Genomic DNA, 24584 nt, shown 5'->3' with positions numbered 1-24584 from the left:
CCCATCTCCATCTCGATGCTGGAACGATAGGCCAAGCTCTGCGCAATGAGCTTGCGAAACATCCGTAAAATTGCAAAAGTTTGGCATATCATGCTATTTCAGCATGAATTGGAGCTATGAAATGCCAGTCATCCCGGACGCGATCGACCGCCATATCCTGCGCGTACTTCAGCGTGACGGGCGTATTTCGAATGTCGATCTGGCGAGGGAGGTAGGGCTGTCGCCTTCGCCGTGCCTGCGTCGCGTCCGGCTCCTGGAAGAGGCCGGGATCATCGATCGCTACGTTGCCGTGCTGGACCCTGCAAAGGTCGGGGCGGGGCTGACGGTTTTTGCCCGCGTCTGGTTCAAGACCCAGGATGCCGAGGTCACGCTCCGCTTCGCCGAAGCCGTCAGGCGGTTTCCCGAGGTGATGGAATGCTACCTGACGACAGGAGAATGTGATGCCGTGCTTCGGATCGTCAGCGCCGATCTGCATAGCTACTGGCGTTTTCAGGCCGATCACCTGACCCGCATTCCGAGCGTCCTCAGCGTCAAAACCGACGTGCCGATGGAGACGCTGAAGCGAAGCTTCGAGCTGCCGTTGAGATAGGCGTCGTGGCTCGATCCTTATCCCGGGGAGAGGCCTTCCGGTTCCTTGCCAGCCAGACCAGGCCTGTGACCAGGAGCAGCATCATCACGGCATGGGTGAGTCGAGCGTGGTTTGCGGGCCGACGCCGATGGCGATGGTGAAGGCGCCGAGGAGGGTGCCGAGGAGGGCGAAGGACTGGGCGGGGCGAGAGGATCACTCGACCTGGATATGAATATGGTCGTCGTGGCGTGCGGCGCGGCAGCCTTGAAAGCGGATATGGCTGTCGGTGATGCCGAGCGCGTTCTTCAGATGCGGCTCGATGAAGATCTTCTGCAGGCCGAAGCGCGCAACGCCTTCGCTCGTCAGCCAGCCGATCGCAGCCGATGTGCGCTGCTCCTCGATCCGATAGGCAGGAAACAGAGGCTGCAGCGCATCGAAGTTCCAGCGGGTGGTGAGCCAGTCGTTGCGCCCTTCGCATGGCAGTTCGTCGCCGGGGGCGGGTTGCTCGAAGGCGAAATAGCCGATCGGGGAGCGGGTGGCGCCATTCAGGAAGGCACCGTCGGCATCCTTGTAATAATAGGCGAAGTCTAGCTTTTTGCCATCGGCATGCGACAGATGCGGCAGCAGCGGAAAGCCGTTCACTAAGGGGAAATTCGCATCCAGCGCGACGGTGACGGTTCCGGGGAATTCCTTGTCCATGTGGGCGGCAAGCGCCTTTGCGAGATCGCGCACGTCTGGGGTGACGTAGTTGCGGTTCAGCAGGCAATAGATCGGGGAGCGGACCACGAGCCTGTCTGCAGCGTCGGCGACGCAGGAGAGGGGAACCCGCCCGAAGATCGGCGCGGCGAGGCTCGCGGTAAAGGTGGCGCCGGCATAGCAAAGCAGAAAGATTGCAAACTTTGCCGGAAGCCGCCAGAAGCCCCAGCCGCGCGATGCGGCCAGCGCCACGAGATAGGCGATGCCGCCGATCTGCGTCAGCAGCGTCAGGATGAGAACGATCAGGGCGTGAAGGGCAAAACGGAACACGGGAAGGCCTTGCGGACGTTGTCGTTCCCATAGGCGAGGCGACGCTGCTGCGCGAGGCGGATGGCGGGGAAGTGCGCGGCTCATTTATGCCCTTCCTTTGAGTGCTCCGAATTGACAGGATCAATTATCTGACTAAAGTCAGGTAATATGACCTACGATCCAGTCGCTCGTGTCCGTCGCTTCAACCGTGCCGTCACCTCCGAAGTCGGTGCTCTCGATACGTCTTTCCTCGGACGCGGCCGTCCGCTGGGCGCAGCCCGCGTTCTCAATTCGATCGGCCGGGGACAAACGGATGTTGCGGTGATCCGCGATTATCTCGTTCTCGACTCGGGGCTGATGAGCCGTCTGCTGCGCAGTCTGGAAGAGGAGGGTCTCATCGAGACGCTACCGAACCCTCAGGACGCGCGCCGCCGCATTGCCAGGTTGACCGAAACCGGCCGCTCCGAGTTTCAGGCTTATGAAGCGCTTTCCAATGCGCAGGCGAAATCGTTTCTGGCGCGCCATAGCCGCCAGGACGAACTGCTGCGCGCCATGGATATCGTCGCTTCTTCGCTGAGGCGTGAGCAGATCGTGCTCGAGCAGAAAGACCCGCAGCACGAGGACGCCAGCTATTGTCTCCGCGAATACTATGGCGAACTCGCACGCCGCTTCGAGAAGGGTTTCGATGTATCGCTTTCTCGCGATCCTGACGCCAGGGATATGATCCGCCCGCGCGGTGCGTTCCTGGTGGCCATGTCGGATGGCCTGCCGATCGGCTGTGTCGGGCTGAAGGGCAATGGCGGCGAGGTCGCGGAGATCAAAAGGCTCTGGGTCGCCCCATCCGCGCGCGGCCTTGGGCTCGCAAGGCGCCTTATGACGGCCGCCGAGAACATCGCCCGCGAGTTATCCATCAAGCTCCTGCGTCTGGATACGAATAGCGCGCTACCCGAGGCAACACAGCTTTATCGCGGAACTGGCTGGAGTGAGATCGACCGTTTCAATGACGATCCATACCCGGACACGTTCTTTGAGAAACGCCTTTAAGCTCTCTTCCTGTGACGAGCACGGGAATGAGGGAGGTAAGGGGGTCGCCGCTGCCCGGCCCTTCGCATGGCTCAGGGCGTTCGGCCCTGCGATCGGTTCACTGGATCGATCGCTCCTGCTTCACAGGACCGGGCCTCACCCCCTGCCGGTCAGGCGGCGAAGCGGTCCGTTATCGGGCGGCGGCGCAGGTTCGGCTGCGTTACCGCAGGTGGGTTATAGGCCGCCTCCAAAGGGCCGGTGTCGGTGCCGGGGGGGACGATCGCGTCGATCCGGTCGAGGATTTCGTCCGTCAGGCTCACCCCGGCGCCGGCAAGCAGATCGTCGAAGTGCTCCATCGTGCGCGGGCCGATGATCGCCGAGGTGACGGCGGGATGGGCGATGGTGAAGGCCATCGCCATGTGCGCCAGCGAGAGCCCTGCCTGCTGGGCGAGCGGGATGAGCCGTTCGACCGCGTCCAGCCGGCGCTCGTCGTTCATCTGCCTGGGGAAGCGTTTGGCGCGGGCGCTGTCGGGTTGCGGGGCGCCCTTGCGGTATTTGCCGGTGAGCATGCCCATCGCCAGCGGGCTCCACACCATCGCGCCCATTCCGTAACGCTCGCAGGCGGGCAGCACCTCGCGTTCGATGCTGCGGTTGAGGATTGAATAGGGCGGCTGCTCGGTGCGGAAACGTGCCAACCCGCGGCGCTCGGAAACCCATTGCGCCTCGATAATTTCCGAGACGGGGAAGGTCGACGATCCCACGGCACGCACCTTGCCCGCCCGCATCATGTCGGTGAGGGCCGACAGCGTCTCCTCGATGTCGGTATCGGGTGCCGGCCGGTGGATCAGGTAGAGATCGATATGGTCGGTCTGCAGGCGACGGAGCGAATCCTCGACCGCCCGGACCAACCAGCGGCGCGAATTGCCCTGTCGGTTCGGGTCGTCGCCCATCGGCAGATGTGCCTTGGTGGCAAGCACGACGTCGTCGCGCCGGCCCTTGAGCGCCTTGCCGACGATCTCCTCGGATTCTCCGCGGCTGTAGATATCTGCGGTATCGATGAAGTTGATGCCGGCATCGAGAGCCTTGTGGATGATCCGGATCGAATCCTCGTGGTCAGGATTGCCGGCGGCGCCAAACATCATCGCGCCGAGGCAATAGGGGCTGACCTTGATGCCGGTTCTTCCAAGCGTGCGGTATTGCATGGTCTGTTCCTTTTATTGGGAGACGAACTTCGTGCGCATCGATGTGGCCAACATCGTCGCGCTGTGTTAACTTGCATAAACGGAACCGTATTCCGTTTATATACGGAACAATGTTCCGTTTTGCAAGTGAGTGAATGATGAGCGACGACAGAAAAGAACAGGAGGACGGCCTGAAGCCCGGGGAAAGGGCGGACAGGCGTGTGCGCGCGGACGCCAAGCGCAATCTCGACGGGCTGCTTCAGGCGGCATTGACGGTGTTTGCGACCTCCGGCGTTGATGCCCCGGTGCGTGAGATCGCGGAGAAGGCCGGCGTCGGCATCGGCACCGTTTACCGGCATTTTCCCGAGCGTTCCGACCTCGTCGTTGCCGTCTTCCGCCGCGAAATCGACGCCTGCGCTGACGCTGCGCCGATCCTTGCCGCCGAACATACGCCGGGCGAAGCGCTGGCCAGATGGATGCAGCGTTTCGTCGATTTCATCGCGGCAAAGCGCGGGCTTGCGGCGGCCCTGCACTCCGGCAACCCAGCCTTCGATGCCTTGCCCGCCTACTTCCAGCAGCGGCTGCAGCCGGCTCTTCGCTCGCTTCTCGACGCCGCCGCTGCCGCCGGCGAGGTCCGCACCGATATCGCCGCCGAGGATCTTTTGAATGCGGCCGCAAGCCTCAGCATGCACGCCTACGCCCAAGGGTCAGAACATGCCCGGCGTATGGTTTCCCTGCTGGTCGACGGGCTGCGCTACGGCGCTGTACAGCGGTGAAGCTCCGACAATGAAACAGGCCATTGCCCGGCCGGCACGCGCGCTCGGCCGGGCAACGAACTTGGCTTCAAGTCCGCATCGACAGTTCGATATCCTCTTCGAATGGTGTCGAGAGGTAGCCGGCTGCAGGCGAGCGTACGCGGGCGAGGTATTCCGGGCAGAGGTCGGCATTGTCGGCGATGATGAGGGCGCCAGGCCTCAGGCGGTCTTCCACCAGTTCCAGGATATCGCGATAGAGCGCCTTGGCGCCGTCGAGGAACAGCAGGTCGATCGTTTCCGGGAGATCCTTACTCAGAGTCTTAAGGGCGTCGCCTTCGCGGATCTCGACGAGATCGATGAGGCCGCCGGCCGTCAGGTTGGCGCGGGCGCGAGCCAGCTTCGACGGCTCGAACTCGCTGGTGATCAGCCGGCCACCGCCATTGTCGCGCAGCGCGGCCGCCAGATGGAGGGTCGAGATGCCGAAGGATGTACCGAATTCGACGATCGTTCGTGCGCTGCTGCTTCGCGCCAGCATGTAGAGCAGGGCGCCGGCCTCCCTGGAGACGGGAAGCCAAAGATCCTTCAAGCGTCCGTAAAGGTCGAGATATTCGGTCTTGCTGCCGATCAGGCGCATCCGCTCGTCGCCTGACAGGCCCGACATTGCCGGGCTCGTCGCCGTGGCGGCCTCTTCGAACAGGCCGTTGAGCAGGGGCGCCAGCGGCGCGGTGGTCAATGTCGTCATGTAAAATCTCCTTGGTGACAGGTTCTTGTGTGGAGCGAAAAATACGAGTAATTCGTCGCATCTGCTATTCGCATTGCGGAGCGCTGTCATGACCGATCGTCCAAGAGCCCGAATTTCCTCACGAAAACAGCCCATGCAGGCTCGCTCGGCGGAGCTCGTGGCGGCGATCCTGGATGCCGCTGCTCAGGTTTTGGCGCGGGAAGGCGCCCAGCGTTTCACGACGGCGCGGGTGGCCGAAAGGGCGGGCGTCAGCATCGGATCGCTCTACCAATATTTCCCCAACAAGGCGGCGATCCTCTTCCGGCTGCAGAGCGACGAATGGCGGCAGACGACGGACATGCTCGGCGGCATCCTCGCCGACGTGCAAAGGCCGCCGCTCGAAAGGCTGCGCCGCCTCGTCCATGCCTTCCTCCGCTCGGAGTGCGAGGAAGCGGCGATGCGCGTGGCGCTCCATGATGCCGCGCCCCTTTATCGCGATGCACCGGAGGCGCAGGCGGCGAGGGCATCGGGAGACCGCATCGTCGAACTGTTCATGCAGGAAGTGCTGCCTTCTGCGCCGGAGGGGATGCGGGTGCTGGTCGGTGACCTGATCACCACGACGCTCGGCACAGTGGGCAAGCAGTTCTCGGAGTCTCCGCGGAGCCTTGCCGAGATCGACGCCTATTCCGACGCTATGGCCGACATGTTTTGCGCCTACCTCGAACGGCTCGGGTCTGGCCGGGGCGGGGCATGACATCTCCCGCCGGAATGCCCGCCTCGCCCTTTGAGCCTTCAGGATGAGGCTCTCTCAGGCGCGGATGCTCCTCGGCGGTGATGCAACGGCGCGGCAAGGGAAAGCGCGGCATCCTCAACATCGGTCGTTGGAGGACGCCTCGGCTTCGATGGATGGATGTCGGATTCTAGCGGTCGTCCAACTGCTTCGACAGCTCGGAAAACAGTCTGTCGCGGCCGGTGTTCATCTGAACGAGATCGACGGCGACGGTGATGGCGCGGTGTCCTTGGACGCTGTCGATGTCAAGCTTCTTCTCGCAACACCATTGCCGAACGGCATCGGTGACGATGGCTATATCGTCGTCGTCGAGTGAAATGAGCGACAGGAGCATCTTCGTACACCCGAGAAGCATCAAAAGCACGTATGATCTCAAGCGGTTTTGCCGCTGATCCGTTGCGTGGGCTGTGGGACCTTACGCTCATTCCGCGACAACACCAGTGCTATTTTGACACGCTTCAGTGACGGCCCGGCGCGGCTATTCGGGCCTACTGGTCGGCATCGAGCCAACATAATGTCAAGGGCACTCGGGTAGATTTCGTGACCGGTCGGCCGGCGGATTGGCACTTGGGGTGACGATGCTGGCGGCAACCAGGCTGCCCGTGCTTCCGACCGTCATCATCGCCATTGCCGCCGCGGGCATCCTGCGGCATGTGCTGGCGTGAAGGGATCCCGGCGGGGACTCGTTTATTTCGCCAGCACGATATGCGTGGTGTGTTCGGTTGCGACATGCTCGGCGACGCGGAAGCCGAGGGCCGGGATGTCGATGCCTGCAAACATCGCCTCGCCCTTGCCGAGGACGACCGGCGAGACGGCGAAATGCAGTTCGTCGATCAGGTCGGCCTGCAGATACTGACGGACGGTGCTGACGCCGCCGCCAATTTTCACATCCTTGCCGCCAGCCGCAGCCTTCGCCTTGTCAAGCGCCTCCTCGACGCCGCCGGTGACGAAGTGAAACGTCGTGCCGCCCTCCATGATGATAGGTTCGCGGGGATAATGCGTCAGGATATAGGTCGGCGCGTGATAGGGCGGGTTCTGTCCCCACCAGCCCTTCCAGGCATCATCCGGCCAATCGCCGCGGATAGGGCCGAACATGTTGCGTCCGAGAATGAAGGCGCCGAAATTCGCCATGCCGCGGGCCGCATAACCCTCGTCGACGCCTTCAGAACCGCCGTCCTTTCCGATCATCGCGCGGAAGGTGCGGGTACGGAAAAACCATTCGAACATCTCCGTTCCCCGCTTGCCCAGCGGATCGTTCATGCTTTGCTCCGGCCCCGCGCCAAAACCATCCACGGAAAGGGAAAATGCTGCGACACGCACCTTGGACATGCTGCTCTCCTCCACCTGATTGCATACCGAAACTAGTTGCGTTGTCGCATAAGTGATCCTATATTGCAACCAGTTTAAGGAGAGAATTCGTGGATATTGAACTGCGGTCGGGCTGCCCGATCAACCTGACGATGGAAGTGCTGGGCGACCGGTGGAGCCTCATCATCATCAGGGACATCATGTTCGGCAACCGCCGCCATTTCCGCGATCTTCTGACCCATTCGGAGGAGGGGATTGCCTCCAACATTCTGGCCGCCAGGCTGAAGCGTCTGCTCTCGCTGGGGTTCATCAGCAAGCGGGATGACCCGAGCCACAGCCAGAAAGCGATCTACAGCCTCATGGAGCCAGCGATCCAGCTCGTGCCCGTCTTTGCCATGATCGGCGCCTGGGGACGGCGGCATCTGCCTGTGAGCGAGGAGTTGAGCATCCGTGCGCAGCTTCTCGAAGAAGGCGGGCCGCCGCTGTGGGACGAGTTCATGGAGGATCTCCGGCAGATCCACATCGTCGACCCGATCGGCGGGGCCAACGGTACATGCACCTCACCCGTACTGGCCAAGCTGACGGCGGCGTTCTTCGAGGTCCGCGCGAGATCGTTGTCGCAGGCATCCTGATATCGAGGAAGGTCGGTCCCCCGATCAGCCGCCGGCACCCTGGTACTTGCCGGTGGCATACCGCCAGTAGGCGATTGATATCAACACCCAGATCGGGCCGGCTGCGAGAGCCACAGGCCCGGCCCAGTCCCCGAGGATCGGGATGGGCTTGCCGAGCAGGGCGCCGACGGGGACCGAGCTGGTGAGGGCGAGCGGGACCGCGGTGATCAGGATGGTCTGGATGCCGCCGGGGAAAATGTTGAGCGGGTAGCGCGTCAATTCCCAAAAGCCGAAGAAGATCGAGAACAGGTGGTTGGAGCGCACCCAGATCAGCGCCGTGGCGCCGATCATGGTGATGAGGGCCGCGGTCAGCAGCGTCGCGCTGAGGAGCGCGGCAACGAAGAACGAGGCGGACCAGACCGACCAGGCGAAGTCGACGGACAGAACGGCCCAGCCCATCAGCGCCACCGCGAGGATGACGTGGCCGGCATAGCCTATGTTGAGGCCGGAAAAGACCAGATAGGCCCAGGGGCTGAAAGGTTTGACCAGCAGTGTGTCGAAAGTGCCCAGACGCACCAGTTCTTCAAGGTCGCGCAATTGCACGAAGCTCATCGCGGCGCCGAGCGAATAAGCGAGCAGCTGGAAGCTGAACAGCAGCGCCAGCTCCGGCCATGTCCAGCCGCCAAGCGTATCGAAGCGGGCAAGCAGGATGCCGATGGTGGCAAAGACGCTGCCATAGGAAAGGATCTGCGCAAGACGGTCGAGCCAGAAAGCGCCGCGATATTCCATCTGGGAGCGGACATGCATCCGGACCAGCAGCGGAAGGACCCGCAGGTGATGCATGAGCATGATCAACCTCCCTGCACGGTGATGCGACCGGAGGCACAGCGCCACAGCCAGAGGACGCCGGCAAGGAACAACGCGGCCCAGGCAAGGCCCAGGCCGAAATGGAGCCAGACATCGGCCGTGGAAAGCCTGCCGAGATAGACCGCATTGGGATAATAGACCACCCAGGCGAAGGGCAGGTGGCGGGCAATCGTGGCCAGCGGTTCGGGGAAGAACCAGAACGGTATCAGTAGGCCGGAGAACAATTGCAGCAGGGCGCCCAGAATCCAGTCCAGCGAGAAGCTCGTCATCAGCCAGAAGGCGACGAGGCCGAAGAGCGCCGACATCAGGAACAGCAGCGTAAAGGACAGCGCCCAGAAGGCGATGAACATCAAGCCATCGAACAGGGTCGCCGGCGGCAGCATGCCGTAAAACAATGCGGTGAAGGCGATGGTCGGAATGACCTGGGTCATCAGGCGATAGCCGAAGCTGCCGCATTCGTTGGCGAAGAGATAGAGCGGATAGGACAAGGGCTTGAGCAGCCAGACCGCGATATCGCCTGTCTTGAGCGACCGGCCGATCTCACCGATGATCCTTTCAGGGCGGGTTGCACCCATCACCGCGCCGCCGAGCAGCGCATAGGTCACCATCTGCTGCAGGGAGACGCCGTCGACCACGATGCCGCCGATGCCGGCATAGGCCGCCTGCCAGATGGCGACGCGCGCAAAGACCTGCACGAGTTTGCCGAAGATATTGGCCCATACTTCGTTGCGGTAGGCGAGCTGCGAATGGAAGGAACTGCGCGCGAAGGCGAAATAGGCGCTCATGATGCCAGAGCCTTGGCATTGCGCCGCTGGTAGAAGGTGCGGATGACCTCTTCGATGTCGGGCTCGTGCAGCGCCACATCCTTGAGGCCGCGCCCGCTGCCGACCTCCGACAGGATTGCGACCAGCGAGATGTCTTCACGCTCGATGAGATAGTTCTTGCGCAGGCCCTCGTCGCTGACGAGAGCCGCGGTGCGCAATGGCAGCGGTCCAGGGTCGTTGGCAAATTCGAGTGTCAGCCGCCGAGCCGAGCCCAATGCCGCGCGCAGGCTTTTCAACTCACCGTCGAAGATGAGCCTGCTATGATCGACCATGATCAGCCGCGGGCAGATGGTCTCGATGTCCTGCAGGTCATGGGTGGTGAGGATGATGGTGACGCCGCGCTCGCGGTTGATCTCGGCGAGAAAACGCCGCACGGCATCCTTGGCGACTACATCTAGCCCGATGGTCGGTTCGTCCAGAAAGAGGATCTTGGGATCGTGCAGCAGCGACATCACGATCTCAGCACGCATGCGCTGACCGAGGCTGAGCTGGCGCACCGCGCGGTCGAGAAAGGGCGTCAAATCAAGCAACTCGCTGAAGCGCCGGAGATTATCCGTATAGCGGGCAACGGGGATATCATAGATGCGCTGGTGCAAGGTAAAACTGTCGACCAGCGGCAGGTCCCACCACAGCTGGCTGCGCTGGCCGAAAACGACGCCGATCTCGCGGGCATTGTCCATGCGCTTCAGATGTGGTGTCCGGCCGAGGACCGAGAGCGTGCCGTCGCTAGGCACCAGGATGCCGGTCATCATCTTGATCATCGTCGATTTCCCGGCGCCATTCGGACCGAGATAGCCAACGGCTTCACCTGCCGCGATGTCGAAACCGATGTCGGAAACAGCCAGAACCTCCGTATATTCGTTGGTCACCAGCGTCTTCAGCGCGCCCATCAGGCCCGGAAATCTCTTGTGCTGCCGGAAGCGTTTGCTGACGCCCCGCGCCTCGATCAAAGCCGACATGTGTATTTCCTCAACGGGTAATTCCAGCCGATTCGGCAGCAGCATCTAGGCTAACGCGGGGCTCGGCCAGTTCAAGCAAAAGTCGCTTTTTTGGCGCTACTCAATCGCGCCTGGCGTAGCCTTTTGCATTGACAGCCATGATCGATCGATTCCTGTTAGGGTCATGAAGATTCTCGCAATATCCGGCAGCGCCCGGCGCAATTCCACCAATACGGCCATGCTGCAGGCTGTCCGCGCCGTTGCGCCAAATGAGATCGAGATTTCGATCTTCGACGGCGTGGGGCGGTTGCCGGTATTCTCGCCCGATCTCGAGGGAGAGTATCTGCCGGAGGCGGTGCGGAATTTCATCGATGTGATCGCTCAGAGCGATGGGGTGATCATTGCCAGCCCGGAATATGTGCGATCCATCCCCGGCGGGCTCAAGAATGCGATCGACTGGCTCGTATCGGGAGATGAGATCGTCCATAAGCCGGTCGCCCTGCTGCACGCATCCCATCGCGGCGACGAGATGCTGGCCGGTCTTCGCACCGTTCTTGCGACCATCACCGACCGGTTCGCGGGCGATATTTTCCTCAGACTTCCTCTGATGAAACTGGAGCCGGCCGAGGTGTTCAACACCATTGAGGCATCGGAGAACCGTTCCAAGGTGCAGGCCTATCTTCAGGCATTCTCGGCCTATTGCATGGCAGACAGCAAGACCGCCTGAGGTTCGCTCGCTGCATCATCGGACGTCCATCAGCAGGCCGTTCTCGAATGCCGTCTTTTCGTGAAGCGTGTGCAGAATGACGAGCGGGGCTGCGAGCAGCGCGGCAAGGATGAAGGCGGAGAGGAAGTGTCTCGTCAGGAGACGAAGGATATGTCGGATCATCTTGATCTCCAGCTGCTGCGGATATTCGTTGTGCTGGACCTCAACAATTGCGGCAGCATGACCGGCTGCCTTGCAAGCTCCGCAATGCTGCCGCAACCCTTGTGGCGGACAGAGGGGAGAGCGAGACAATGGACGGGCGATGCGGATACTGTTGATAGAGGATGAGAGGGAGTTGGCCGAGGCGCTCTCGGCTGCACTCGGCAAACATGGGATCGTCACCGACCACACGGTGCATCTGGTCGATGCGGTCGAGCTGACGCGGCAGAACCTCTACGATGCGATCCTGCTCGACCGGCGCCTGCCCGACGGAGAGGGGCTGAGCTTCATTCCCGAGCTCAGGCGGACGGGGAAGGATACGCCGATCATCGTGATGACGGCGCTGAACGAGCCGAAGGAGCGGATCGAGGGCCTCGACCTCGGGGCGGACGACTATCTCGGAAAGCCGTTCCTGGTCGAGGAGCTGATGGCGCGGCTCAGGGCCGTGCTGCGGCGATCGCCTGAACTGGCCGAACTCAAGATCACGGCCGGGCGGATGGTGATCGACCCGCTGCATCTGAGCGTCACCGTCGATGCCGTGCCGCTCGATCTGCCCCGGCGCGAACTTCTGGTGCTGGCGGCGCTCGCAAGGCGCAAAGAGAAGACGGTGCTGCGCTCGACGCTGGAGGCGGCGGTTTATAACTACGAGGAGGAAATCCAGTCGAATGCGCTCGACGCGCATATTTCACGGTTGCGCAAGCGGCTGATCGATGCCAGCGCCGGCGTAGCGATCCATAATATCCGCGGCGTCGGCTATCTCATGAAGGAAGAATGATGCGCGAGGCGACCAAGTCGAACCTTTCACTCTGGTGGACGCTCAGCTGGCAGCTCAGTATCCTTTTCGTGGCTGTTGTTGCGACTGTCATCATCGGGCTTTGCATCTACGCCACCAGCATCCTCTCGCCCAATGAAGGAATGCAGGTTCAGCTGACTGCAGCCCTTGAGGAAGCTCTTACGCGTGACTCACAGGGCAGGATCGCCATAGCTGATAGCCCGCGTCTCAGGTCGTTCAAGGCTGAGAACAACAGGCTCTGGTTTTTCGTCGCAACACCCAGTGGAGAAACGGCCTCCTACGGCGTAATACCGGCGCCCTATGCGGACCTAGCCCGGTACGTCTACCTCATCAAAGACGCCGACATACGAGGGGCGTCTGGTACGACCGAGGTCGCCTCCATCGACCGTGTCGATACTGCAGAAGGCGAGTACAGAGTGATGTACGGCGGAAACGCCAGCAGAAGCTCCGCATTCCTGGCAATACTCGGCAAAACCTACCTCATTTACACACCACTTTTGGCCATCGCTTTGCCCGGGGTTTTTCTAACGATCCCCCGCGTCGTAGCGCGCGCTCTGGCCGGCGTGAAGGATATAGCGAGCAAGGCATCGGAAATCGAACCCCGCCGGCAAGGAGCCCGATTGCCGGTGGATGGTATTCCCACGGAAATCGCACCATTGGTGATTGCTTTTAACGGAACGCTTGAGCGGCTTGAGAACGAGTTTAAGAAACGCCAGCGCTTCCTGCTCGACGCGGCGCACGAGCTTCGGACCCCGATCGCTATCATGCAGACGCGGATCGACGGCATGCCCGACGGGCGCGAGCGGCAGCGGCTGCTCGATGACGTGGCGCGACTCGCGCAAGCGGCCGAGCAACTGCTCGATTTCGAGCGCAACGATCAGGCGGCCGATCTCGACGAAATGGTTGATCTCGTCGAGATCGCCCGAATGACGGTTGCCGATCAGGCGCCGCTGGCGATTGCCGCCGGCTATCAGATTTCGTTTCAGAGCGAGGTCAAGAGCCTGAAACGCAAGGGCAGCCCGTCGGCGCTACCGAGGGCGGTGAGCAACCTTGTGCGCAATGCCATCGACCACGGAGGCAACAGCGGCATGATCACGGTTTCTGTGTCGGGCTCACCTTCCGGCGGCGGCCGGATCACGGTCGCCGACGAAGGGCCTGGCATTCCGGCCGAACATCGGGAGCTGGTGTTCGAGCCGTTTTATCGCGTCACCCCGAAGAGCAGGGGCGCCGGTCTCGGCCTCAGCCTCGTCAAACAGGTCGCTGTAAACCATGGCGGCGAGGTCAGCATCGAGAGCGGCGCCGTCGGGACGCGGGTGGTGATCGAACTCGCATAGGTCAGGCTTGCTTGAGCAGCATCCGCCCTGGTTCTGACCAGCAAAGGCTCAGGGAAGCGATCTGTAATGTTGCGGCAATTCTCGACCGCCACTTTCGCCCGACACTAGAGCGCCGCGCGTCCGACAGGACGCGCCAAGGACGCTCTAGCGTTTTAAACCTGCGCATAATCCTTTCCGAAAATCGATCTCGATTTTCGGGGTTATGCGCTATCGGCGACGGAGGCCAGACAGCGTGCGCAGCAATCCATTCCTATTTTCCTTCCCCGTGGCGTCGAGAGGCTTGTCCCTCGCTCTGCCGGTGGCGCTCGCCATGGCCGCGGCCGGGTGCAGCTCGGTGCCGCTAAAGGAGGCCGGCACGCTCTCCTCCTACGGCAATCTCGGCGCGCCGAAGGGCAAGCTGTCGAAATCGCGCGTCTATGTCGATGGGACGCGCCTTAGTCCGGCAAAGACGGTCAGCATCGTGCCGACGACCTTCGCTTTCAACGCCGCGACCCGCGTCAAATCGAACGCCGACCGCGTGATGGTGGCGAACGCTCTGGACCGGGCGCTCTGCATTTCGCTCAGTGACAAATACCAGCTGGTCTCTGCCGGCCAGCCGGCGGATCTGACGATCCGCTCGGTCGTCACCGACATTGTGCCGACCAACAAGGCGATGGCGGGTGTTTCGACCGTCGTGACCGTCGGCACCGGTTTCGTACTGCCCGTCAGCGTGCCCCGGCTGCCGGCCGGCCTTGGCGGACTGGCGGTCGAGGCGGAGGCCGTCGACAGCGGTGGTGTGCAGCGGGCGGCAATCGTCTGGTCGCGCGGGGCAAACTCGCTGCAGAACAACCCCCGCGTTTCCGAAGTCGGCGATGCCTATAGCCTGGCTTCGAAATTCAGCAGCGAGTTTTCCCGCATGCTGATCAAAGGCAAGGAGCCGAAGGGAATGGATATCTCGCTGCCCTCAGGGCAGCGGATGAAATCCTGGCTCGGCGGCAAACCGAAATACGCCGCCTGCGACGCCTTCGGCCGGCCGCCCGGACTGATGGGGGCCGTGGCCGCCAAATACGGCGCACCGCCGCAATGGACCGAGAAGAAGCCAAAACCGGCCGCGACCTACTGAGAGAATCCGGCGCCGGCGCCCGACAAGCCGCCGCGATCAGCACTCAGCCCGCCCCAGGCTGACGGGACGGACGGAGCAAAGGCGGGTAAGGCTTGTGCTCCGTCCGTCTAGAAATCCGTCGCGCTTCACGTCAGCCGGCGGCTCCGGGCTTCAGCCAGAAATACAGTTTGATCCGATCGGGCCTGTCGGAGGGATGCGGGCCGCGCATGAACAATTCGCCGCCATTGCGCTCGATCACGCGCCGCGAGGCGTCGTTGTCCTCGTGGCAGAGGACGACCACGCGGTCGAGACCTTCCTTCGATGCCACTGCCATCAGAAGGCCCAGCGCGGCGGTCGCGTGGCCATTGCGCTGTTTCCACGGCACGACGGAATATCCCACATGGCCCGACACCTCGGGCGGCAACTCCTCGGTGCCGGCCTGAAAGCGCAGGCTGATGCTGCCGCAGAATTCGCCATCCCAGATCCAGAACAGACGGGTGGTGAGATGCGGCGATCCGGACCCGGCGTGCCGTCGGCCATCAGGAATGAGATCGTCGAGAAACCTTGATCTGTCCTGGCGCAGCCACTGAAGCTCACCGTAAACATAGGCTTCATCGCCCGCGCGGCGCGGATTGGGAGACCAGCCGGCGGCGAGTGCCGCTTCGAAGCCCGACAGGTTTTCCAGATCCGGCGGCAGCAGGCTTTGCTGTTTCTACCGATGTCATTTCGCCCCTAGGTTCACGTCGCCCAACTAAGCGGGTCGACCAATCTTGACCGCGCAGACAAGCACAGCCGACCGGCGATTGGAAGCCGTGCAACGGGCTTTCGGCCATCAAAAAAGCCCCGCATCTTCATGCGAGGCTTGCTCTGATGGATGGACCGGATTAGCGGCACTGGCGGCGCGGGCCGTAGTTCGGCTGATAGGTATTGTCATAGGCGCGGTACGACCGGTAGCGGCTATAGCAGTATTCCGCATGCGAAGAACCATAGGCACGTGCGCGCGGCTGCGAAGCGATGATGCCGCCGAGGAGGGCGCCGGCTGCCAGGCCGCCGATGATGGCACCGTTATTGTCATATCGGTTGTCATATCGGCGATACCGGCGATCGTAGCGGCGATCCCCGCCATAGCGGTCGTCACGGTCGTAGCGGCGCTCGCGGTAGCTTCGGCGGTCGCGGTCACGGTCGTTGTCGCGATCGCGGTTGCGGTAGGACCTGCGGTTATCGCCGTCGCGCGAGCAGACGATGGAGTATGGGTTGCAGGCGACGGACATGATCCGGGCATCGGTATTTTGAGGCGCCGACTGGGCCGATAGCATCGGGCTTGGCACGAAGGCCGGGGCTGCCGAGGCCGGCACTCCCGAGAAGGCCGTCGCTATCGACAGGGCAATGATGCCGAATTTGTTCATTTCACTCACCTTGGGTCAACGGATTTATCGGGGGATAACGCGGGGGAAGGGAATAGGTTTCATTTTGGGATGGGGAGGGGTTATGTAGGTGCGTATCTGCTAACGTACCGTGCTTTCATACATATAGAGCTGGTCGATAGGGGGCAAGGCGATTTGCCGGACGGCGTGACAGTCTACGGTGTCGCTGGTAAAGCCGCGTAACGGGTTTTCGGGTATCAAAAAGCCTCGCATCTTCATGCGAGGCTTGCTCTTATGGACGGGCCGGCTAGCGGCACTGGCGGCGTGGGCCGTAGTTCGGCTGGTAGGTATTGTCATAAGCGCGGTATGACCGGTAGCGGCTATAGCAATACTCCGCATGCGAACCAGAACTATAGGCACGTGCGCGCGGCTGCGAAGCGATGATGCCACCGATGATGGCGCCGGCCGCCAGGCCGCCAATGATTGCGCCGTCATTTCGGCGGTACCGGCGATCGTAGCGCCGATCCCAGCCATAGCGGTCGTCGCGGTAATAGTTCCGGTCGCGATAGTTATGGCGGTTGCGATACCACCTGCGATTATTGCCGAACTGACCCGGGCAGTTGGTGAAGTTGTTGCAGCCAATGGTCATGATGCGTGCATCGGTGCTTTGAGACGTCGGCTGCGCCGATTGCACCGGGCTCGGCACAAAAGCCGGACCTGCCGAGGCCGGCATTCCGGAGAAGGCCGTCGTTATCGACAGGGCAATAATGGCGAATCTGTTCATTTCACTCACCTTGGGTAAACGGATGTATCGGGGGGATAACGCAGCGGAAGGGAATAGGTTTCATTTTGGGATGGAATGAGGCGGCGTATGTGCGTTTGTGCTAACATAATAGGCCTGTGCACCACTACCGGACGGCAGGAACCGACCGGTCCTAAAACGCGGCACAGCTTCGCCACCGCCATGGGCGGAAATGTCTGAGAAGATCGCACCGACGACGCGGCGCAGACGAACTTTCTCTTATCGAAGCTCAATGTCGGACGGCTCGTTCGGGGGCGGCATGTGCGTCGAAAGCGCGACAGCAATCTCTCTTGAAATCATAGAGCGGTTTCTGGTGTTCGATATTAAAACGGCGATCAACCTCATGAGTAACAAAGTATTAACTTCGTTTGGTAACCAGATATTAAGACTTTCCTTGAGCCGTTTTGCTGTTTCTGCTTTCGTGTGCCGGAAAATACTCTGAGATAAGGGGCTTCCACATGGCGCAATCGACGCAATACATCATCATGGAGCCGCTGGGTGGCATGACCGATCTCGACTCCATACGCATGAGGCTGGCCGAGGTCGGGCTAGCCCGCGAGGCGTTTTCCCTGGATTCGGATGCAGGCCGGCTCAGGCTGACCTTCTGGGAGCCGGATCGAATTGAGGCATTGCGCATATTGGCGCGGCTGGATCATTCCAATCCATGATGATCGGGCACCCTCCGGGAAGAGAGAAACGTGACGTGCGCGATCGGCAGAGAATAATTTTGAAGGAGAGCAAAGACAAAATGACAACGATCAGTTTCCGACGTCCAAAGCCATCGGGGTGGAGCCGCGTGGTCGAGGCGCTTCGTGCGCTGTTTTTCGCTGGCGTATCCGGAGAATGGCATTGGCACGGCGATGTCATGCGTCGCCGGCTTTCCGACGGCACGATTGTGACCAGAGAGCCGACTCCGGGGGAGATTTACAACAGGGACAGAGGTCTGGCTTCGTAGGGCCTTCCCCGCTGCGTTTTCACCCTGCCACCATCTCCCGCTACCATCGCCCTCTCATCGAGGGCACGATCACCAATGGCAGAACTGACGCCGAGGCAGCGCCTGTTCGTGGCGGAATATCTGAAGGATTTGAATGCGAAGCACGCGGCGGTGCGGACGGGGTATAGCGGAAAGTCGCGTGCCAATGGCAACCGCTTGATGGCGAATGAGGCTGCGCGGGCGGAGATGCGGGCGGAGATTGAGAGAGCCTTAGCGCCACGTCTTGCCGAGATGGAGACTTCCGCCGAGTGGGTGCTTGTCGCCATTGCCGACATCGCGTTTGGTGATGTCCGTGACGTGTTCGATGACGAGGGGGCGCTGAAGGCGCCTTCGGAGTGGAATGAGCGGACGGCGGCAAGCGTTGTGGGGCTGGAGATCGGCACCTCAGCCAAGGGCAAGGGGGAGGTGGCGCATGTGGCGAGGATCGAGCGGGCGGACCGGTTGCGGGCGCTGGATATGCTGGCGCGGCATCACTCGCTCTATAACGACAGGTTGGAGATCAAGGGGCTGGAGGCGCTGAGCGAGAGGCTGGCGCGGGGCTGCCGATCCGAATGAGGGGATGATCGAGCTGGCGAGCGATTGCCAGTTCGATCCGCTGGGCTGGACCTGAGCGCCTGGGACTGGGGCGTGGGCGCGCTGGAGGCGCATTCGGGGCCGCGGGTGTGGCAGCGGGATATTTTTACGGTCATTCGCGATCATCTGAGCGATCCCGCAACGCGGTTTCAGCCGCTGCAGATTGCGGTCGCATCCGGCCAAGGCATCGGCAAATCGGCCCTCATGGGTGATGTCCTGGTGGAATGAGGCGATGCTGGTGACGGACGGCCAATACCGACACGCAGATGCACCAAGACGGCCGGAGATATCGGCAAATGGGTTCCGCTCCTAGATCACCGCGCACTGGTCCCGACGTGCAGGCGACCTCGGTCCGCGCCCGGGAAAAGGCGGTGTCGGACTCGCAGCTAGCTCCACGTCTCGCGCTATCAGGCTCGCCTTCCGCCGGCCAGCAATCGGAGCTGGCTTTCGTCGTGCACACCCTGGCGGTAAAGCTCGATGATGAGGGCGCCCAGACGGTCGGCCTCCTTGCCTGATCTGTCGATCTTTAGCCCGCTACAGAGAGCTTCGTGGACACGCCTGCACACATCGAGGTCCTCGGAGGCGAGCGGTTCGTCACGCGTGCTGAACAGCTTGTCTGACATCGCAATCTGCCCTTTTTGGATGCCGTGAATCGCTTTCGTGAAAAAAAGATAATTTCGCGATCTTTGCTCTGCAAGATGGGCGAAGGTCCGAAATTCAAAAACAATTCGGGGCACGCACGGGAAGATGCGAGTGAGGGCGGCAGGGCATGGATATGAGACCGATAGGCTGGTCGACCGGATAGTGTGGGCGTGAGATCTACTTGGTTGCGGGGCCTTTGGCGTCTTGCTGGGACAGGCGCAGCTCTTTCAGCCGCTTGGTTTTTTCCCGGCGGGCCCGCTGCTCCGCCTCGATGGTTTCCTTGGCGGCGCGCTCGGTGTTTTCGAAACGATCCTGCCGGTAAGCCTTTGATGAGGGTTCACGTTCTCTTTTCATGGCCGCTAAACGCAAATCGGCGAAAACGGTTTCATGGGAAAATGAGTCACTGGCCGTCAATCGATCGACGTGGCCAGAATGCCGGCGTGCAGGATGGCAAGCCATCGTGGCAACCGGGCGCCTGATCGGCGCCCGGCAACATCACGGATCAGCCTTTGATGAAGGCGAGGATGTCGGGGTTAATGATGTCGGCGTGGGTGGTGCACATGCCATGCGGGAATTTCTCGTAGACCTTCAGCGTGGCGTTCTGCAGCAGCTTGGACGAGAGCAGGGCCGAGTCGGCGATCGGCACGATCTGGTCGTCATCGCCGTGCATGACGAAGGTCGGCACGGTGATGATCTTCAGATCTTCTGTAAAGTCGGTTTCCGAAAAGGCCTTGATGCCGTCGTAATGCGCTTTGGCGCCGCCGATCATGCCCTGGCGCCACCAATTGTTGATGATCGGCTCCGACACTTTCGCGCCCGGCCGGTTGAAGCTGTAGAACGGGCCGGCCGGCAGATCGCGATAGAATTGCGAGCGGTTGGCGGCGAGCTGCTTGCGCAGGTCGTCGAAGACTTCGATCGGCAGGCCACCGGGATTGGCTTCGGTTTTCACCATGATCGGCGGCACGGCGCCGATGATCACGAGCTTGGCGACGCGGCCCTGCGGCTGGCCATGGCGGGCGACATAGTGGGTCGCTTCGCCGCCGCCGGTGGAGTGGCCGACATGGACGGTGTTCCTGAGATCGAGATGCTCGACGACGGCTGCGGCATCGGCGGCGTAGTGATCCATGTCGTGACCGTCGCCCACCTGGGTCGAGCGGCCATGGCCACGCCGGTCATGGGCGACGACCCGGTAGCCCTTCTCAAGGAAGAACAGCATCTGGGCATCCCAGTCGTCGGAGGAGAGCGGCCAGCCGTGATGGAACATGATCGGCTGGGCGCTCTTCGACCCCCAATCCTTGTAGAAGATCTCGACGCCGTCCTTGGTGGTAACCGTGCTCATGTTTTGGCTCCGTTGGTTGGGGTTGGTTGGATTAATGCGGTCAGAAGTTTGCGCCGTTGCCGGCAGAATTGGCGAGACCACGAGCGCCGTTGCCCCGGAGGCTGGGGGCAAGAAGGTCGCACTTGATCAACCGGCTCGGTATATGTTGAAGTGCTTATTGAATGCCTCTTTCTATTCTGTTGATATGACAGAAGTTTGTACGTCTCCGCGAGATGGGTGTAGCACCCGCCTATTTCGCATGACGCGAGGGGGCTGGGTGATCCTCACCTGGCTGCTTCGCGCTGCGAACATTCTTTTAATCCACTGTATCTCGGCTGTCGGCCACCTCAGGCTAGTTCGTCATGGGCGAGACGAACGTCTGTAATGAGCCATTTTTTTAATATTCGTTCAATATATCCGTCCGGGTAGTTCAATATATCTGTCCGGGGTAGGTGTGTTCCCGTTCTGCCGCCGCGTGCATGCCGCTGTCGGCGCTCACTTGAACGCGGTTCATCGCCCAACCATCTAATCCTCATACAACAGCGCCATGGCGGACCGTCGCAACCGCGACGGCTTCGCCGGCGGCGGGACGGCCGTTATTGCCGCCTGGGGATCAAATAATGGGTTACATGGATAAGGACATAGCGCCTCAGAATGATGGCGCGCTGATCGATGCCTATTCGCAATCGATCGCAGCAGCAGTCGACATCGTCGGGCCGGCGGTCAGCCGGATCGAGAGGGTGGGAGGCCGGCAGGGGCACGGGTCCGGCTTCGCCGTCTCGCCTGATGGCCTGATCATCACCAACAACCATGTCGTCGATGACGCCAAGGTCGTTCGCATCACCACGCCTGACGGCTTCGTCACTGAGGGCCGGGTGTTGGGTCGCGATGTCGATACGGATATCGCCCTCATTCGCGCCAATACAAGCACCGGCGCCTGGGCGAAGCTCGGAGACTCTCAACACTTGCGCAGGGGGCATATCGCAATCGCGATCGGAAACCCGCTCGGCTTCGAATGGACTGTTACCGCCGGTATCGTCTCGGCGCTCGGCCGGTCGATGCGGGCGGCCAGCGGCCGGCCGATGGAAGATGTCATCCAGACCGATGCGGCGCTCAATCCCGGCAACTCCGGCGGGCCGCTGGTGTCTTCGGGCGGGGAGGTCATTGGCGTCAACACCGCCGTCATCCAGGGCGCGCAGAGCATCGCCTTTGCCGTGGCGTCGAATACGGCCAATTTCGTGGTTTCGGAGATTCTGCGCTACGGCCAGGTCCGGCGCGCTTTCATCGGCATAGCAGGCGACACGATCGTGCTGCCCCGCCGGGTGGCACTTGCGGCCGGCACGGTGCAGACGACCTCCGTGCGCATCCGCCGCGTCGAAGCCGATGGGCCGGCGGCGAAGGGAGGGCTGCAGGAGGGCGATTATATTCTCGCCATCGACGGCAGCCCGGTTGGCGGCGTCGATGATATCGCCCGATTGATGGATGGCAGCAGGATCGGCAGGGATACGGAGATCCTGGTGTTCTCAGTGGCGGGCCGGGTCGAGAAGAAGATCTTGCTGCCGATGGCCCGGTCCTGACGCTTCACCTCAGCGCCATGACTAGGCATCACCTCACGTCAGGCGCTGACTGCTTCCTGATCCGTCCCCGAGAAATCCACTGCCGCAAAGGCCGCCGCCAACACTTCCGGCCCGGCGCCGGTTTTTGCCGCATCGGTTGAGAGGATCTGACGGTAGCGGCGGGCGCCGGGCAAGCCGGTGAAGAGACCGACCATGTGGCGGGCCACGTGCTGTAGCCGGCCGCCGCCGGCGATGTGGCGCTCGGCATAGGCCATCATCCGGTTACAGAGCGCCGCCCAATCCGGTTCGGCCGCAGGCGCACCAAAGAAGCGCTGGTCGATGTCGGCAAGGATCGCGGCATTCTGGTAGGCGGCGCGGCCAAGCATGACGCCGTCGACATGTTCGAGATGGACGGCGGCTTCGTCGAGCGTGCGGATACCGCCGTTGATGCCGATGAAGACATCGGGCCAGCGCTGCTTCATCCGATAGACGATCTCGTAGTCGAGCGGCGGGATCTCGCGGTTTTCTTTGGGGCTCAGACCCTTCAGCCATGCCTTGCGGGCATGGATCCAGATCGCGTCGGCGCCGGCATCGAGAACGCGGCTGATCAGCTCGGGCAGCGCCTGTTCCGGCTCCTGCTCGTCGACGCCGATCCGGCATTTCACCGTTACCGGCGCGGTCGCAACCCTCTTCATTGCCGCGATGCATTCGCCCACCGTTTCCGGCGTCAACATCAGGCAGGCGCCGAAGGTGCCCGACTGCACACGGTCGGAGGGGCAGCCGACGTTGAGGTTGATCTCGTCATAACCGTAGGGTTCGGCGATTTTCACCGCCTCGGCAAGCTTTGCCGGGTCCGATCCGCCGAGTTGCAGCGCCAGCGGATGCTCGGCGGCGTCATGACCGAGCAGCCGGTCGCGCGGGCCGTGGATGATCGCATCGGCCACCACCATCTCGGTATAGAGCAGCGCCTCGCGGCTGATCTGCCGGTGGAAATAGCGGCAATGCCGATCCGTCCAATCGATCATCGGGGCGACCGCAAAAATCGGCCTCTTCTGCGTCATCGACGTTCCATTGTTCCTTGTTACCGGGGCCGCAGCGCGGGCGCCGTCACCGCCGCATCGGGCGGGCATCCATAAAGCGCGCATATAACACTTGCCAATGCGATCGACAAATGACCGCCGATCACCACAAACAGAAACGGCGCCCCTTGCGGAGCGCCGTTCATGCCGCCGAAGCGATGTCTGACTTACGAAGCCGAGATGTTGACGGCCTTCGGGCCCTTGCCCATGCGGTCCGGCTCGGTGTCGAAGGTAACCTGCTGGCCTTCGCGCAGCGACTGGATGCCAGAAGCCTGCAGCGCAGAGATATGGACGAAAACGTCCTTTGCGCCGCCGTCCGGCGTGATGAAACCAAAACCCTTGTCCTGGTTGAAGAATTTTACGGTGCCCTTGGTGGCCATTGGGATCGTCCTTTTCCCTTAGTCTGTGTAGTATCCGCGCCCCCGAGAGGAAGCGGACGGCTTTAGCTTTCGCCCCGATCGATTGGGACGAAGGGTCAGTCGGAGAAGTCACGTACGGGGAAAGAACGTCTACGTAGGCGGGTAGTCCCGCGCCGCCTTCCAAACGGAAGGGATTACCACATCAGTCCAGTCACCGGCATGCAAATGCCCGAGTAAGTCAATTCGTGCCAGCATTTCGGGCAAAAAGCAAGCGGGATTATTGTGGCACGCCCGCATCGATACCGGGAAATGCCGAAGATTCAGATACTTGACGGTGGGTTAACGGATTCTTGCACGGCTGTGCCATATCGGGATTCCGTGCCGAAACGGGATGACAGGCGGATTCGATAGTCGGGCAGGGATTTGTTCGGGGCCGGTCGGGCGGCAGGGCACACCGATCAGTCTTCATGGTGGGGGAGGAACGGAGCAATTGATCCAGTGAAATCGGTGGCAAACGCAGGGAACCGCGACGGCGGGTGGTTGGGCCGCCTACCTAACGCGCATCACCCAGCAACGCGCTCAAGCTCCACGGATTATCCCCCTTCTGGTTCGCGATGTCGTCGACCTTCCAGCCGCCGTGTTCGCGCACCAGGGTGTAGAAGAGTGTCACCTCTTCGCCGTTTTCGAATTCCACTTCCACCTCGGCTTTGTCATCCAGCAGGATCGGTTGGCCGATCCTGACGTCGCTGGCGGCGCCGTCCTGACCCGCGATGACGGGATCGAAGTCGATCGCGCCGACATCGCCCTCCGGTGTGTTGTCAAGATCGGTCTGAAGGAGCTCATTCAGGTGGTCGGAGAAGAAAGTCGAATAGGGCGAGGGCGCCTCGGCGTCGCTGTTGTCGGTGTCGTAGCTATAGAGCGCCTTGAGCAGCGCCTGCGGCGTCTTGTAGGTCTGCGCCAATGCCGGCAAGGCTGCGACTGCCGACACGGCGAGGGCGAGGATGAATGTGGGCAGGCGCATGCGGGCTCTCCTCGGATGAGCGGTGAACCATAGCGGAATCAGGTGCGGAGGTGGAGCGGCATTTTTGGAAGGGTTATCAGGTTTGGCGCGGCCATCGGCCGTATTCCAATGACAGTGCTCCGCACTTGCTTGTGACAGGCGCCCGGGCGAGA

Annotated in this window: 33 protein-coding genes; 15 read left to right on the top strand and 18 right to left on the bottom strand. The window is 61.8% G+C overall.

Annotated features, from left to right (window positions below):
- Positions 1-121 precede the first annotated feature (121 nt).
- Positions 122-589: an Lrp/AsnC family transcriptional regulator gene (locus tag GR198_RS13755; RefSeq protein ID WP_029870562.1), complete on the top strand. Its 468-nt coding sequence runs from the start codon at positions 122-124 to the stop codon at positions 587-589.
- A 192-nt stretch (positions 590-781) separates the two neighbouring features.
- Here GR198_RS13755 and GR198_RS13750 read toward each other — a convergent pair whose 3' ends face one another.
- Positions 782-1678 (bottom strand): hypothetical protein, encoded by an 897-nt coding sequence (locus GR198_RS13750; RefSeq protein WP_204337109.1) that lies wholly within the window; start codon positions 1676-1678, stop codon positions 782-784.
- 63 nt (positions 1679-1741) lie between these two features.
- Between GR198_RS13750 and GR198_RS13745 the strand changes: the two genes are divergently transcribed.
- Positions 1742-2617, top strand: a complete 876-nt coding sequence (locus GR198_RS13745) for a bifunctional helix-turn-helix transcriptional regulator/GNAT family N-acetyltransferase (protein ID WP_029870564.1) — start codon at positions 1742-1744, stop codon at positions 2615-2617.
- A 149-nt stretch (positions 2618-2766) separates the two neighbouring features.
- Here the strand turns inward: GR198_RS13745 and GR198_RS13740 are convergent, their stop codons facing one another.
- The gene (locus GR198_RS13740; RefSeq protein WP_164022501.1) at positions 2767-3798 is read right to left on the bottom strand and encodes an aldo/keto reductase; all 1032 of its coding nucleotides are present in this window, start codon (positions 3796-3798) and stop codon (positions 2767-2769) included.
- A gap of 134 nt (positions 3799-3932) precedes the next feature.
- Here GR198_RS13740 and GR198_RS13735 point away from each other — a divergent pair, with 134 nt between their 5' ends.
- A complete protein-coding gene (locus tag GR198_RS13735) occupies positions 3933-4553 on the top strand; it encodes a TetR/AcrR family transcriptional regulator (RefSeq protein WP_029870566.1) in 621 nt (206 codons plus the stop codon).
- 67 nt (positions 4554-4620) lie between these two features.
- On the opposite strand, the gene GR198_RS13730 is transcribed toward GR198_RS13735, so the two are convergent.
- Positions 4621-5274: an O-methyltransferase gene (locus tag GR198_RS13730; RefSeq protein ID WP_029870567.1), complete on the bottom strand. Its 654-nt coding sequence runs from the start codon at positions 5272-5274 to the stop codon at positions 4621-4623.
- Positions 5275-5362: 88 nt separating this feature from the next.
- Between GR198_RS13730 and GR198_RS13725 the strand changes: the two genes are divergently transcribed.
- Complete coding sequence (locus GR198_RS13725; protein ID WP_164069128.1) at positions 5363-6007, top strand: TetR family transcriptional regulator; 645 nt, start codon at positions 5363-5365, stop codon at positions 6005-6007.
- 166 nt (positions 6008-6173) lie between these two features.
- Here GR198_RS13725 and GR198_RS13720 read toward each other — a convergent pair whose 3' ends face one another.
- Complete coding sequence (locus GR198_RS13720) at positions 6174-6377, bottom strand: hypothetical protein (RefSeq protein WP_029870569.1); 204 nt, start codon at positions 6375-6377, stop codon at positions 6174-6176.
- A 353-nt stretch (positions 6378-6730) separates the two neighbouring features.
- A complete protein-coding gene (locus GR198_RS13715; protein WP_029870570.1) occupies positions 6731-7372 on the bottom strand; it encodes a dihydrofolate reductase family protein in 642 nt (213 codons plus the stop codon).
- Between the two features lie 89 nt (positions 7373-7461).
- On the opposite strand from GR198_RS13715, the gene GR198_RS13710 reads away from it, so the two are divergent.
- A complete protein-coding gene (locus GR198_RS13710) occupies positions 7462-7983 on the top strand; it encodes a winged helix-turn-helix transcriptional regulator (RefSeq protein ID WP_029870571.1) in 522 nt (173 codons plus the stop codon).
- 24 nt (positions 7984-8007) lie between these two features.
- Here GR198_RS13710 and GR198_RS13705 read toward each other — a convergent pair whose 3' ends face one another.
- The 3 genes from GR198_RS13705 to GR198_RS13695 are packed head-to-tail and all read right to left on the bottom strand — an operon-like array spanning position 8008 to position 10612.
- Positions 8008-8811 carry an ABC transporter permease gene (locus GR198_RS13705; protein ID WP_029870572.1) on the bottom strand — a complete coding sequence of 268 codons (804 nt, stop codon included), beginning with the start codon at positions 8809-8811 and terminating at the stop codon, positions 8008-8010.
- Positions 8812-8813: 2 nt separating this feature from the next.
- The gene (locus GR198_RS13700) at positions 8814-9614 is read right to left on the bottom strand and encodes an ABC transporter permease (RefSeq protein ID WP_029870573.1); all 801 of its coding nucleotides are present in this window, start codon (positions 9612-9614) and stop codon (positions 8814-8816) included.
- The gene (locus GR198_RS13695; protein WP_164069127.1) at positions 9611-10612 is read right to left on the bottom strand and encodes an ABC transporter ATP-binding protein; all 1002 of its coding nucleotides are present in this window, start codon (positions 10610-10612) and stop codon (positions 9611-9613) included. Before GR198_RS13695 ends, GR198_RS13700 begins: the two co-directional genes overlap by 4 nt.
- Before the next feature lie 163 nt (positions 10613-10775).
- Here GR198_RS13695 and GR198_RS13690 point away from each other — a divergent pair, with 163 nt between their 5' ends.
- Positions 10776-11318: an NADPH-dependent FMN reductase gene (locus GR198_RS13690; RefSeq protein ID WP_029870575.1), complete on the top strand. Its 543-nt coding sequence runs from the start codon at positions 10776-10778 to the stop codon at positions 11316-11318.
- 15 nt (positions 11319-11333) lie between these two features.
- On the opposite strand, the gene GR198_RS35380 is transcribed toward GR198_RS13690, so the two are convergent.
- Positions 11334-11480, bottom strand: a complete 147-nt coding sequence (locus tag GR198_RS35380; protein WP_165940264.1) for a hypothetical protein — start codon at positions 11478-11480, stop codon at positions 11334-11336.
- Positions 11481-11619: 139 nt separating this feature from the next.
- Between GR198_RS35380 and GR198_RS13685 the strand changes: the two genes are divergently transcribed.
- The 3 genes from GR198_RS13685 (at position 11620) to GR198_RS13675 (ending at position 14745) form a co-directional block, all read left to right on the top strand.
- Positions 11620-12291: a response regulator transcription factor gene (locus tag GR198_RS13685; RefSeq protein WP_029870576.1), complete on the top strand. Its 672-nt coding sequence runs from the start codon at positions 11620-11622 to the stop codon at positions 12289-12291.
- Positions 12291-13643 (top strand): sensor histidine kinase, encoded by a 1353-nt coding sequence (locus GR198_RS13680; RefSeq protein ID WP_164051781.1) that lies wholly within the window; start codon positions 12291-12293, stop codon positions 13641-13643. The genes GR198_RS13685 and GR198_RS13680 overlap by 1 nt, the downstream gene beginning before the upstream one ends.
- A 202-nt stretch (positions 13644-13845) precedes the next feature.
- Positions 13846-14745, top strand: coding sequence for a DUF3313 domain-containing protein (locus GR198_RS13675; RefSeq protein WP_017988733.1), 900 nt, complete (start codon positions 13846-13848; stop codon positions 14743-14745).
- Between the two features lie 130 nt (positions 14746-14875).
- Here GR198_RS13675 and GR198_RS36240 read toward each other — a convergent pair whose 3' ends face one another.
- The 3 genes from GR198_RS36240 to GR198_RS13660 all read right to left on the bottom strand — a co-directional run bounded on the left by GR198_RS36240 (position 14876) and on the right by GR198_RS13660 (position 16872).
- Positions 14876-15424 (bottom strand): GNAT family N-acetyltransferase, encoded by a 549-nt coding sequence (locus GR198_RS36240; RefSeq protein WP_164069206.1) that lies wholly within the window; start codon positions 15422-15424, stop codon positions 14876-14878.
- 184 nt (positions 15425-15608) lie between these two features.
- Positions 15609-16130, bottom strand: a complete 522-nt coding sequence (locus GR198_RS13665) for a BA14K family protein (RefSeq protein ID WP_029870578.1) — start codon at positions 16128-16130, stop codon at positions 15609-15611.
- Between the two features lie 265 nt (positions 16131-16395).
- Positions 16396-16872 carry a BA14K family protein gene (locus GR198_RS13660; protein ID WP_164069126.1) on the bottom strand — a complete coding sequence of 159 codons (477 nt, stop codon included), beginning with the start codon at positions 16870-16872 and terminating at the stop codon, positions 16396-16398.
- A gap of 190 nt (positions 16873-17062) precedes the next feature.
- Here GR198_RS13660 and GR198_RS13655 point away from each other — a divergent pair, with 190 nt between their 5' ends.
- From GR198_RS13655 to GR198_RS13635, 5 genes are all read left to right on the top strand, one after another.
- On the top strand, positions 17063-17332 hold the full coding sequence (locus GR198_RS13655; protein ID WP_164022511.1) for a hypothetical protein: 270 nt from the start codon (positions 17063-17065) through the stop codon (positions 17330-17332).
- A gap of 16 nt (positions 17333-17348) precedes the next feature.
- Entirely contained in the window at positions 17349-17558 is a 210-nt protein-coding gene (locus GR198_RS13650; RefSeq protein WP_029870581.1) for a hypothetical protein, read from the top strand.
- Positions 17559-17920: 362 nt separating this feature from the next.
- Positions 17921-18439, top strand: coding sequence for a terminase small subunit (locus GR198_RS13645; protein ID WP_245279614.1), 519 nt, complete (start codon positions 17921-17923; stop codon positions 18437-18439).
- A 72-nt stretch (positions 18440-18511) separates the two neighbouring features.
- Positions 18512-18685 carry a hypothetical protein gene (locus GR198_RS13640; protein WP_155248888.1) on the top strand — a complete coding sequence of 58 codons (174 nt, stop codon included), beginning with the start codon at positions 18512-18514 and terminating at the stop codon, positions 18683-18685.
- 68 nt (positions 18686-18753) lie between these two features.
- Positions 18754-18972, top strand: a complete 219-nt coding sequence (locus tag GR198_RS13635) for a hypothetical protein (protein WP_164022413.1) — start codon at positions 18754-18756, stop codon at positions 18970-18972.
- Here GR198_RS13635 and GR198_RS35790 read toward each other — a convergent pair.
- From GR198_RS35790 to GR198_RS13620, 3 genes are all read right to left on the bottom strand, one after another.
- Positions 18865-19080: a hypothetical protein gene (locus GR198_RS35790; protein ID WP_029870583.1), complete on the bottom strand. Its 216-nt coding sequence runs from the start codon at positions 19078-19080 to the stop codon at positions 18865-18867. The two genes, GR198_RS13635 and GR198_RS35790, sit on opposite strands and share 108 nt — an antisense overlap.
- 196 nt (positions 19081-19276) lie before the next feature.
- Positions 19277-19558: a hypothetical protein gene (locus GR198_RS13625; RefSeq protein WP_029870584.1), complete on the bottom strand. Its 282-nt coding sequence runs from the start codon at positions 19556-19558 to the stop codon at positions 19277-19279.
- 43 nt (positions 19559-19601) lie between these two features.
- Positions 19602-20438 carry an alpha/beta fold hydrolase gene (locus GR198_RS13620; RefSeq protein ID WP_029870585.1) on the bottom strand — a complete coding sequence of 279 codons (837 nt, stop codon included), beginning with the start codon at positions 20436-20438 and terminating at the stop codon, positions 19602-19604.
- 599 nt (positions 20439-21037) lie between these two features.
- Between GR198_RS13620 and GR198_RS13615 the strand changes: the two genes are divergently transcribed.
- Positions 21038-21994, top strand: a complete 957-nt coding sequence (locus tag GR198_RS13615; RefSeq protein ID WP_164069125.1) for a S1C family serine protease — start codon at positions 21038-21040, stop codon at positions 21992-21994.
- Between the two features lie 38 nt (positions 21995-22032).
- Here GR198_RS13615 and dusA read toward each other — a convergent pair whose 3' ends face one another.
- The 3 genes from dusA to GR198_RS13600 form a co-directional block, all read right to left on the bottom strand.
- The gene (gene dusA / locus GR198_RS13610; protein WP_029870587.1) at positions 22033-23034 is read right to left on the bottom strand and encodes a tRNA dihydrouridine(20/20a) synthase DusA; all 1002 of its coding nucleotides are present in this window, start codon (positions 23032-23034) and stop codon (positions 22033-22035) included.
- Positions 23035-23219: 185 nt separating this feature from the next.
- The gene (locus tag GR198_RS13605) at positions 23220-23432 is read right to left on the bottom strand and encodes a cold-shock protein (RefSeq protein WP_003540801.1); all 213 of its coding nucleotides are present in this window, start codon (positions 23430-23432) and stop codon (positions 23220-23222) included.
- Positions 23433-23964: 532 nt separating this feature from the next.
- Entirely contained in the window at positions 23965-24432 is a 468-nt protein-coding gene (locus tag GR198_RS13600) for a DUF3828 domain-containing protein (RefSeq protein ID WP_029870588.1), read from the bottom strand.
- Positions 24433-24584: the final 152 nt, after the last annotated feature.

This window comes from Rhizobium leguminosarum (assembly GCF_010668065.1).
GTDB lineage: Bacteria > Pseudomonadota > Alphaproteobacteria > Rhizobiales > Rhizobiaceae > Rhizobium > Rhizobium leguminosarum_S.
This window is presented reverse-complemented; position numbering and strand designations above follow the sequence as displayed.

What these genes read in the sequence shown, in the direction of transcription:
- GR198_RS13755 (WP_029870562.1), top strand. Translation starts at nt 122, where the DNA reads ATGCCAGTCATCCCGGACGCGATCGACCGCCATATCCTGCGCGTACTT.
- GR198_RS13750 (WP_204337109.1), bottom strand. Translation starts at nt 1,678, where the DNA reads ATGAGCCGCGCACTTCCCCGCCATCCGCCTCGCGCAGCAGCGTCGCCT.
- GR198_RS13745 (WP_029870564.1), top strand. Translation starts at nt 1,742, where the DNA reads ATGACCTACGATCCAGTCGCTCGTGTCCGTCGCTTCAACCGTGCCGTC.
- GR198_RS13740 (WP_164022501.1), bottom strand. Translation starts at nt 3,798, where the DNA reads ATGCAATACCGCACGCTTGGAAGAACCGGCATCAAGGTCAGCCCCTAT.
- GR198_RS13735 (WP_029870566.1), top strand. Translation starts at nt 3,933, where the DNA reads ATGATGAGCGACGACAGAAAAGAACAGGAGGACGGCCTGAAGCCCGGG.
- GR198_RS13730 (WP_029870567.1), bottom strand. Translation starts at nt 5,274, where the DNA reads ATGACGACATTGACCACCGCGCCGCTGGCGCCCCTGCTCAACGGCCTG.
- GR198_RS13725 (WP_164069128.1), top strand. Translation starts at nt 5,363, where the DNA reads ATGACCGATCGTCCAAGAGCCCGAATTTCCTCACGAAAACAGCCCATG.
- GR198_RS13720 (WP_029870569.1), bottom strand. Translation starts at nt 6,377, where the DNA reads ATGCTCCTGTCGCTCATTTCACTCGACGACGACGATATAGCCATCGTC.
- GR198_RS13715 (WP_029870570.1), bottom strand. Translation starts at nt 7,372, where the DNA reads ATGTCCAAGGTGCGTGTCGCAGCATTTTCCCTTTCCGTGGATGGTTTT.
- GR198_RS13705 (WP_029870572.1), bottom strand. Translation starts at nt 8,811, where the DNA reads ATGCTCATGCATCACCTGCGGGTCCTTCCGCTGCTGGTCCGGATGCAT.
- GR198_RS13700 (WP_029870573.1), bottom strand. Translation starts at nt 9,614, where the DNA reads ATGAGCGCCTATTTCGCCTTCGCGCGCAGTTCCTTCCATTCGCAGCTC.
- GR198_RS13695 (WP_164069127.1), bottom strand. Translation starts at nt 10,612, where the DNA reads ATGTCGGCTTTGATCGAGGCGCGGGGCGTCAGCAAACGCTTCCGGCAG.
- GR198_RS13690 (WP_029870575.1), top strand. Translation starts at nt 10,776, where the DNA reads ATGAAGATTCTCGCAATATCCGGCAGCGCCCGGCGCAATTCCACCAAT.
- GR198_RS35380 (WP_165940264.1), bottom strand. Translation starts at nt 11,480, where the DNA reads ATGATCCGACATATCCTTCGTCTCCTGACGAGACACTTCCTCTCCGCC.
- GR198_RS13685 (WP_029870576.1), top strand. Translation starts at nt 11,620, where the DNA reads ATGCGGATACTGTTGATAGAGGATGAGAGGGAGTTGGCCGAGGCGCTC.
- GR198_RS13680 (WP_164051781.1), top strand. Translation starts at nt 12,291, where the DNA reads ATGCGCGAGGCGACCAAGTCGAACCTTTCACTCTGGTGGACGCTCAGC.
- GR198_RS13675 (WP_017988733.1), top strand. Translation starts at nt 13,846, where the DNA reads ATGCGCTATCGGCGACGGAGGCCAGACAGCGTGCGCAGCAATCCATTC.
- GR198_RS13665 (WP_029870578.1), bottom strand. Translation starts at nt 16,130, where the DNA reads ATGAACAAATTCGGCATCATTGCCCTGTCGATAGCGACGGCCTTCTCG.
- GR198_RS13660 (WP_164069126.1), bottom strand. Translation starts at nt 16,872, where the DNA reads ATGAACAGATTCGCCATTATTGCCCTGTCGATAACGACGGCCTTCTCC.
- GR198_RS13655 (WP_164022511.1), top strand. Translation starts at nt 17,063, where the DNA reads ATGTCTGAGAAGATCGCACCGACGACGCGGCGCAGACGAACTTTCTCT.
- GR198_RS13650 (WP_029870581.1), top strand. Translation starts at nt 17,349, where the DNA reads ATGGCGCAATCGACGCAATACATCATCATGGAGCCGCTGGGTGGCATG.
- GR198_RS13645 (WP_245279614.1), top strand. Translation starts at nt 17,921, where the DNA reads ATGGCAGAACTGACGCCGAGGCAGCGCCTGTTCGTGGCGGAATATCTG.
- GR198_RS13635 (WP_164022413.1), top strand. Translation starts at nt 18,754, where the DNA reads ATGGGTTCCGCTCCTAGATCACCGCGCACTGGTCCCGACGTGCAGGCG.
- GR198_RS35790 (WP_029870583.1), bottom strand. Translation starts at nt 19,080, where the DNA reads ATGTCAGACAAGCTGTTCAGCACGCGTGACGAACCGCTCGCCTCCGAG.
- GR198_RS13625 (WP_029870584.1), bottom strand. Translation starts at nt 19,558, where the DNA reads ATGGCTTGCCATCCTGCACGCCGGCATTCTGGCCACGTCGATCGATTG.
- GR198_RS13620 (WP_029870585.1), bottom strand. Translation starts at nt 20,438, where the DNA reads ATGAGCACGGTTACCACCAAGGACGGCGTCGAGATCTTCTACAAGGAT.
- GR198_RS13615 (WP_164069125.1), top strand. Translation starts at nt 21,038, where the DNA reads ATGGGTTACATGGATAAGGACATAGCGCCTCAGAATGATGGCGCGCTG.
- dusA (WP_029870587.1), bottom strand. Translation starts at nt 23,034, where the DNA reads ATGACGCAGAAGAGGCCGATTTTTGCGGTCGCCCCGATGATCGATTGG.
- GR198_RS13605 (WP_003540801.1), bottom strand. Translation starts at nt 23,432, where the DNA reads ATGGCCACCAAGGGCACCGTAAAATTCTTCAACCAGGACAAGGGTTTT.
- GR198_RS13600 (WP_029870588.1), bottom strand. Translation starts at nt 24,432, where the DNA reads ATGCGCCTGCCCACATTCATCCTCGCCCTCGCCGTGTCGGCAGTCGCA.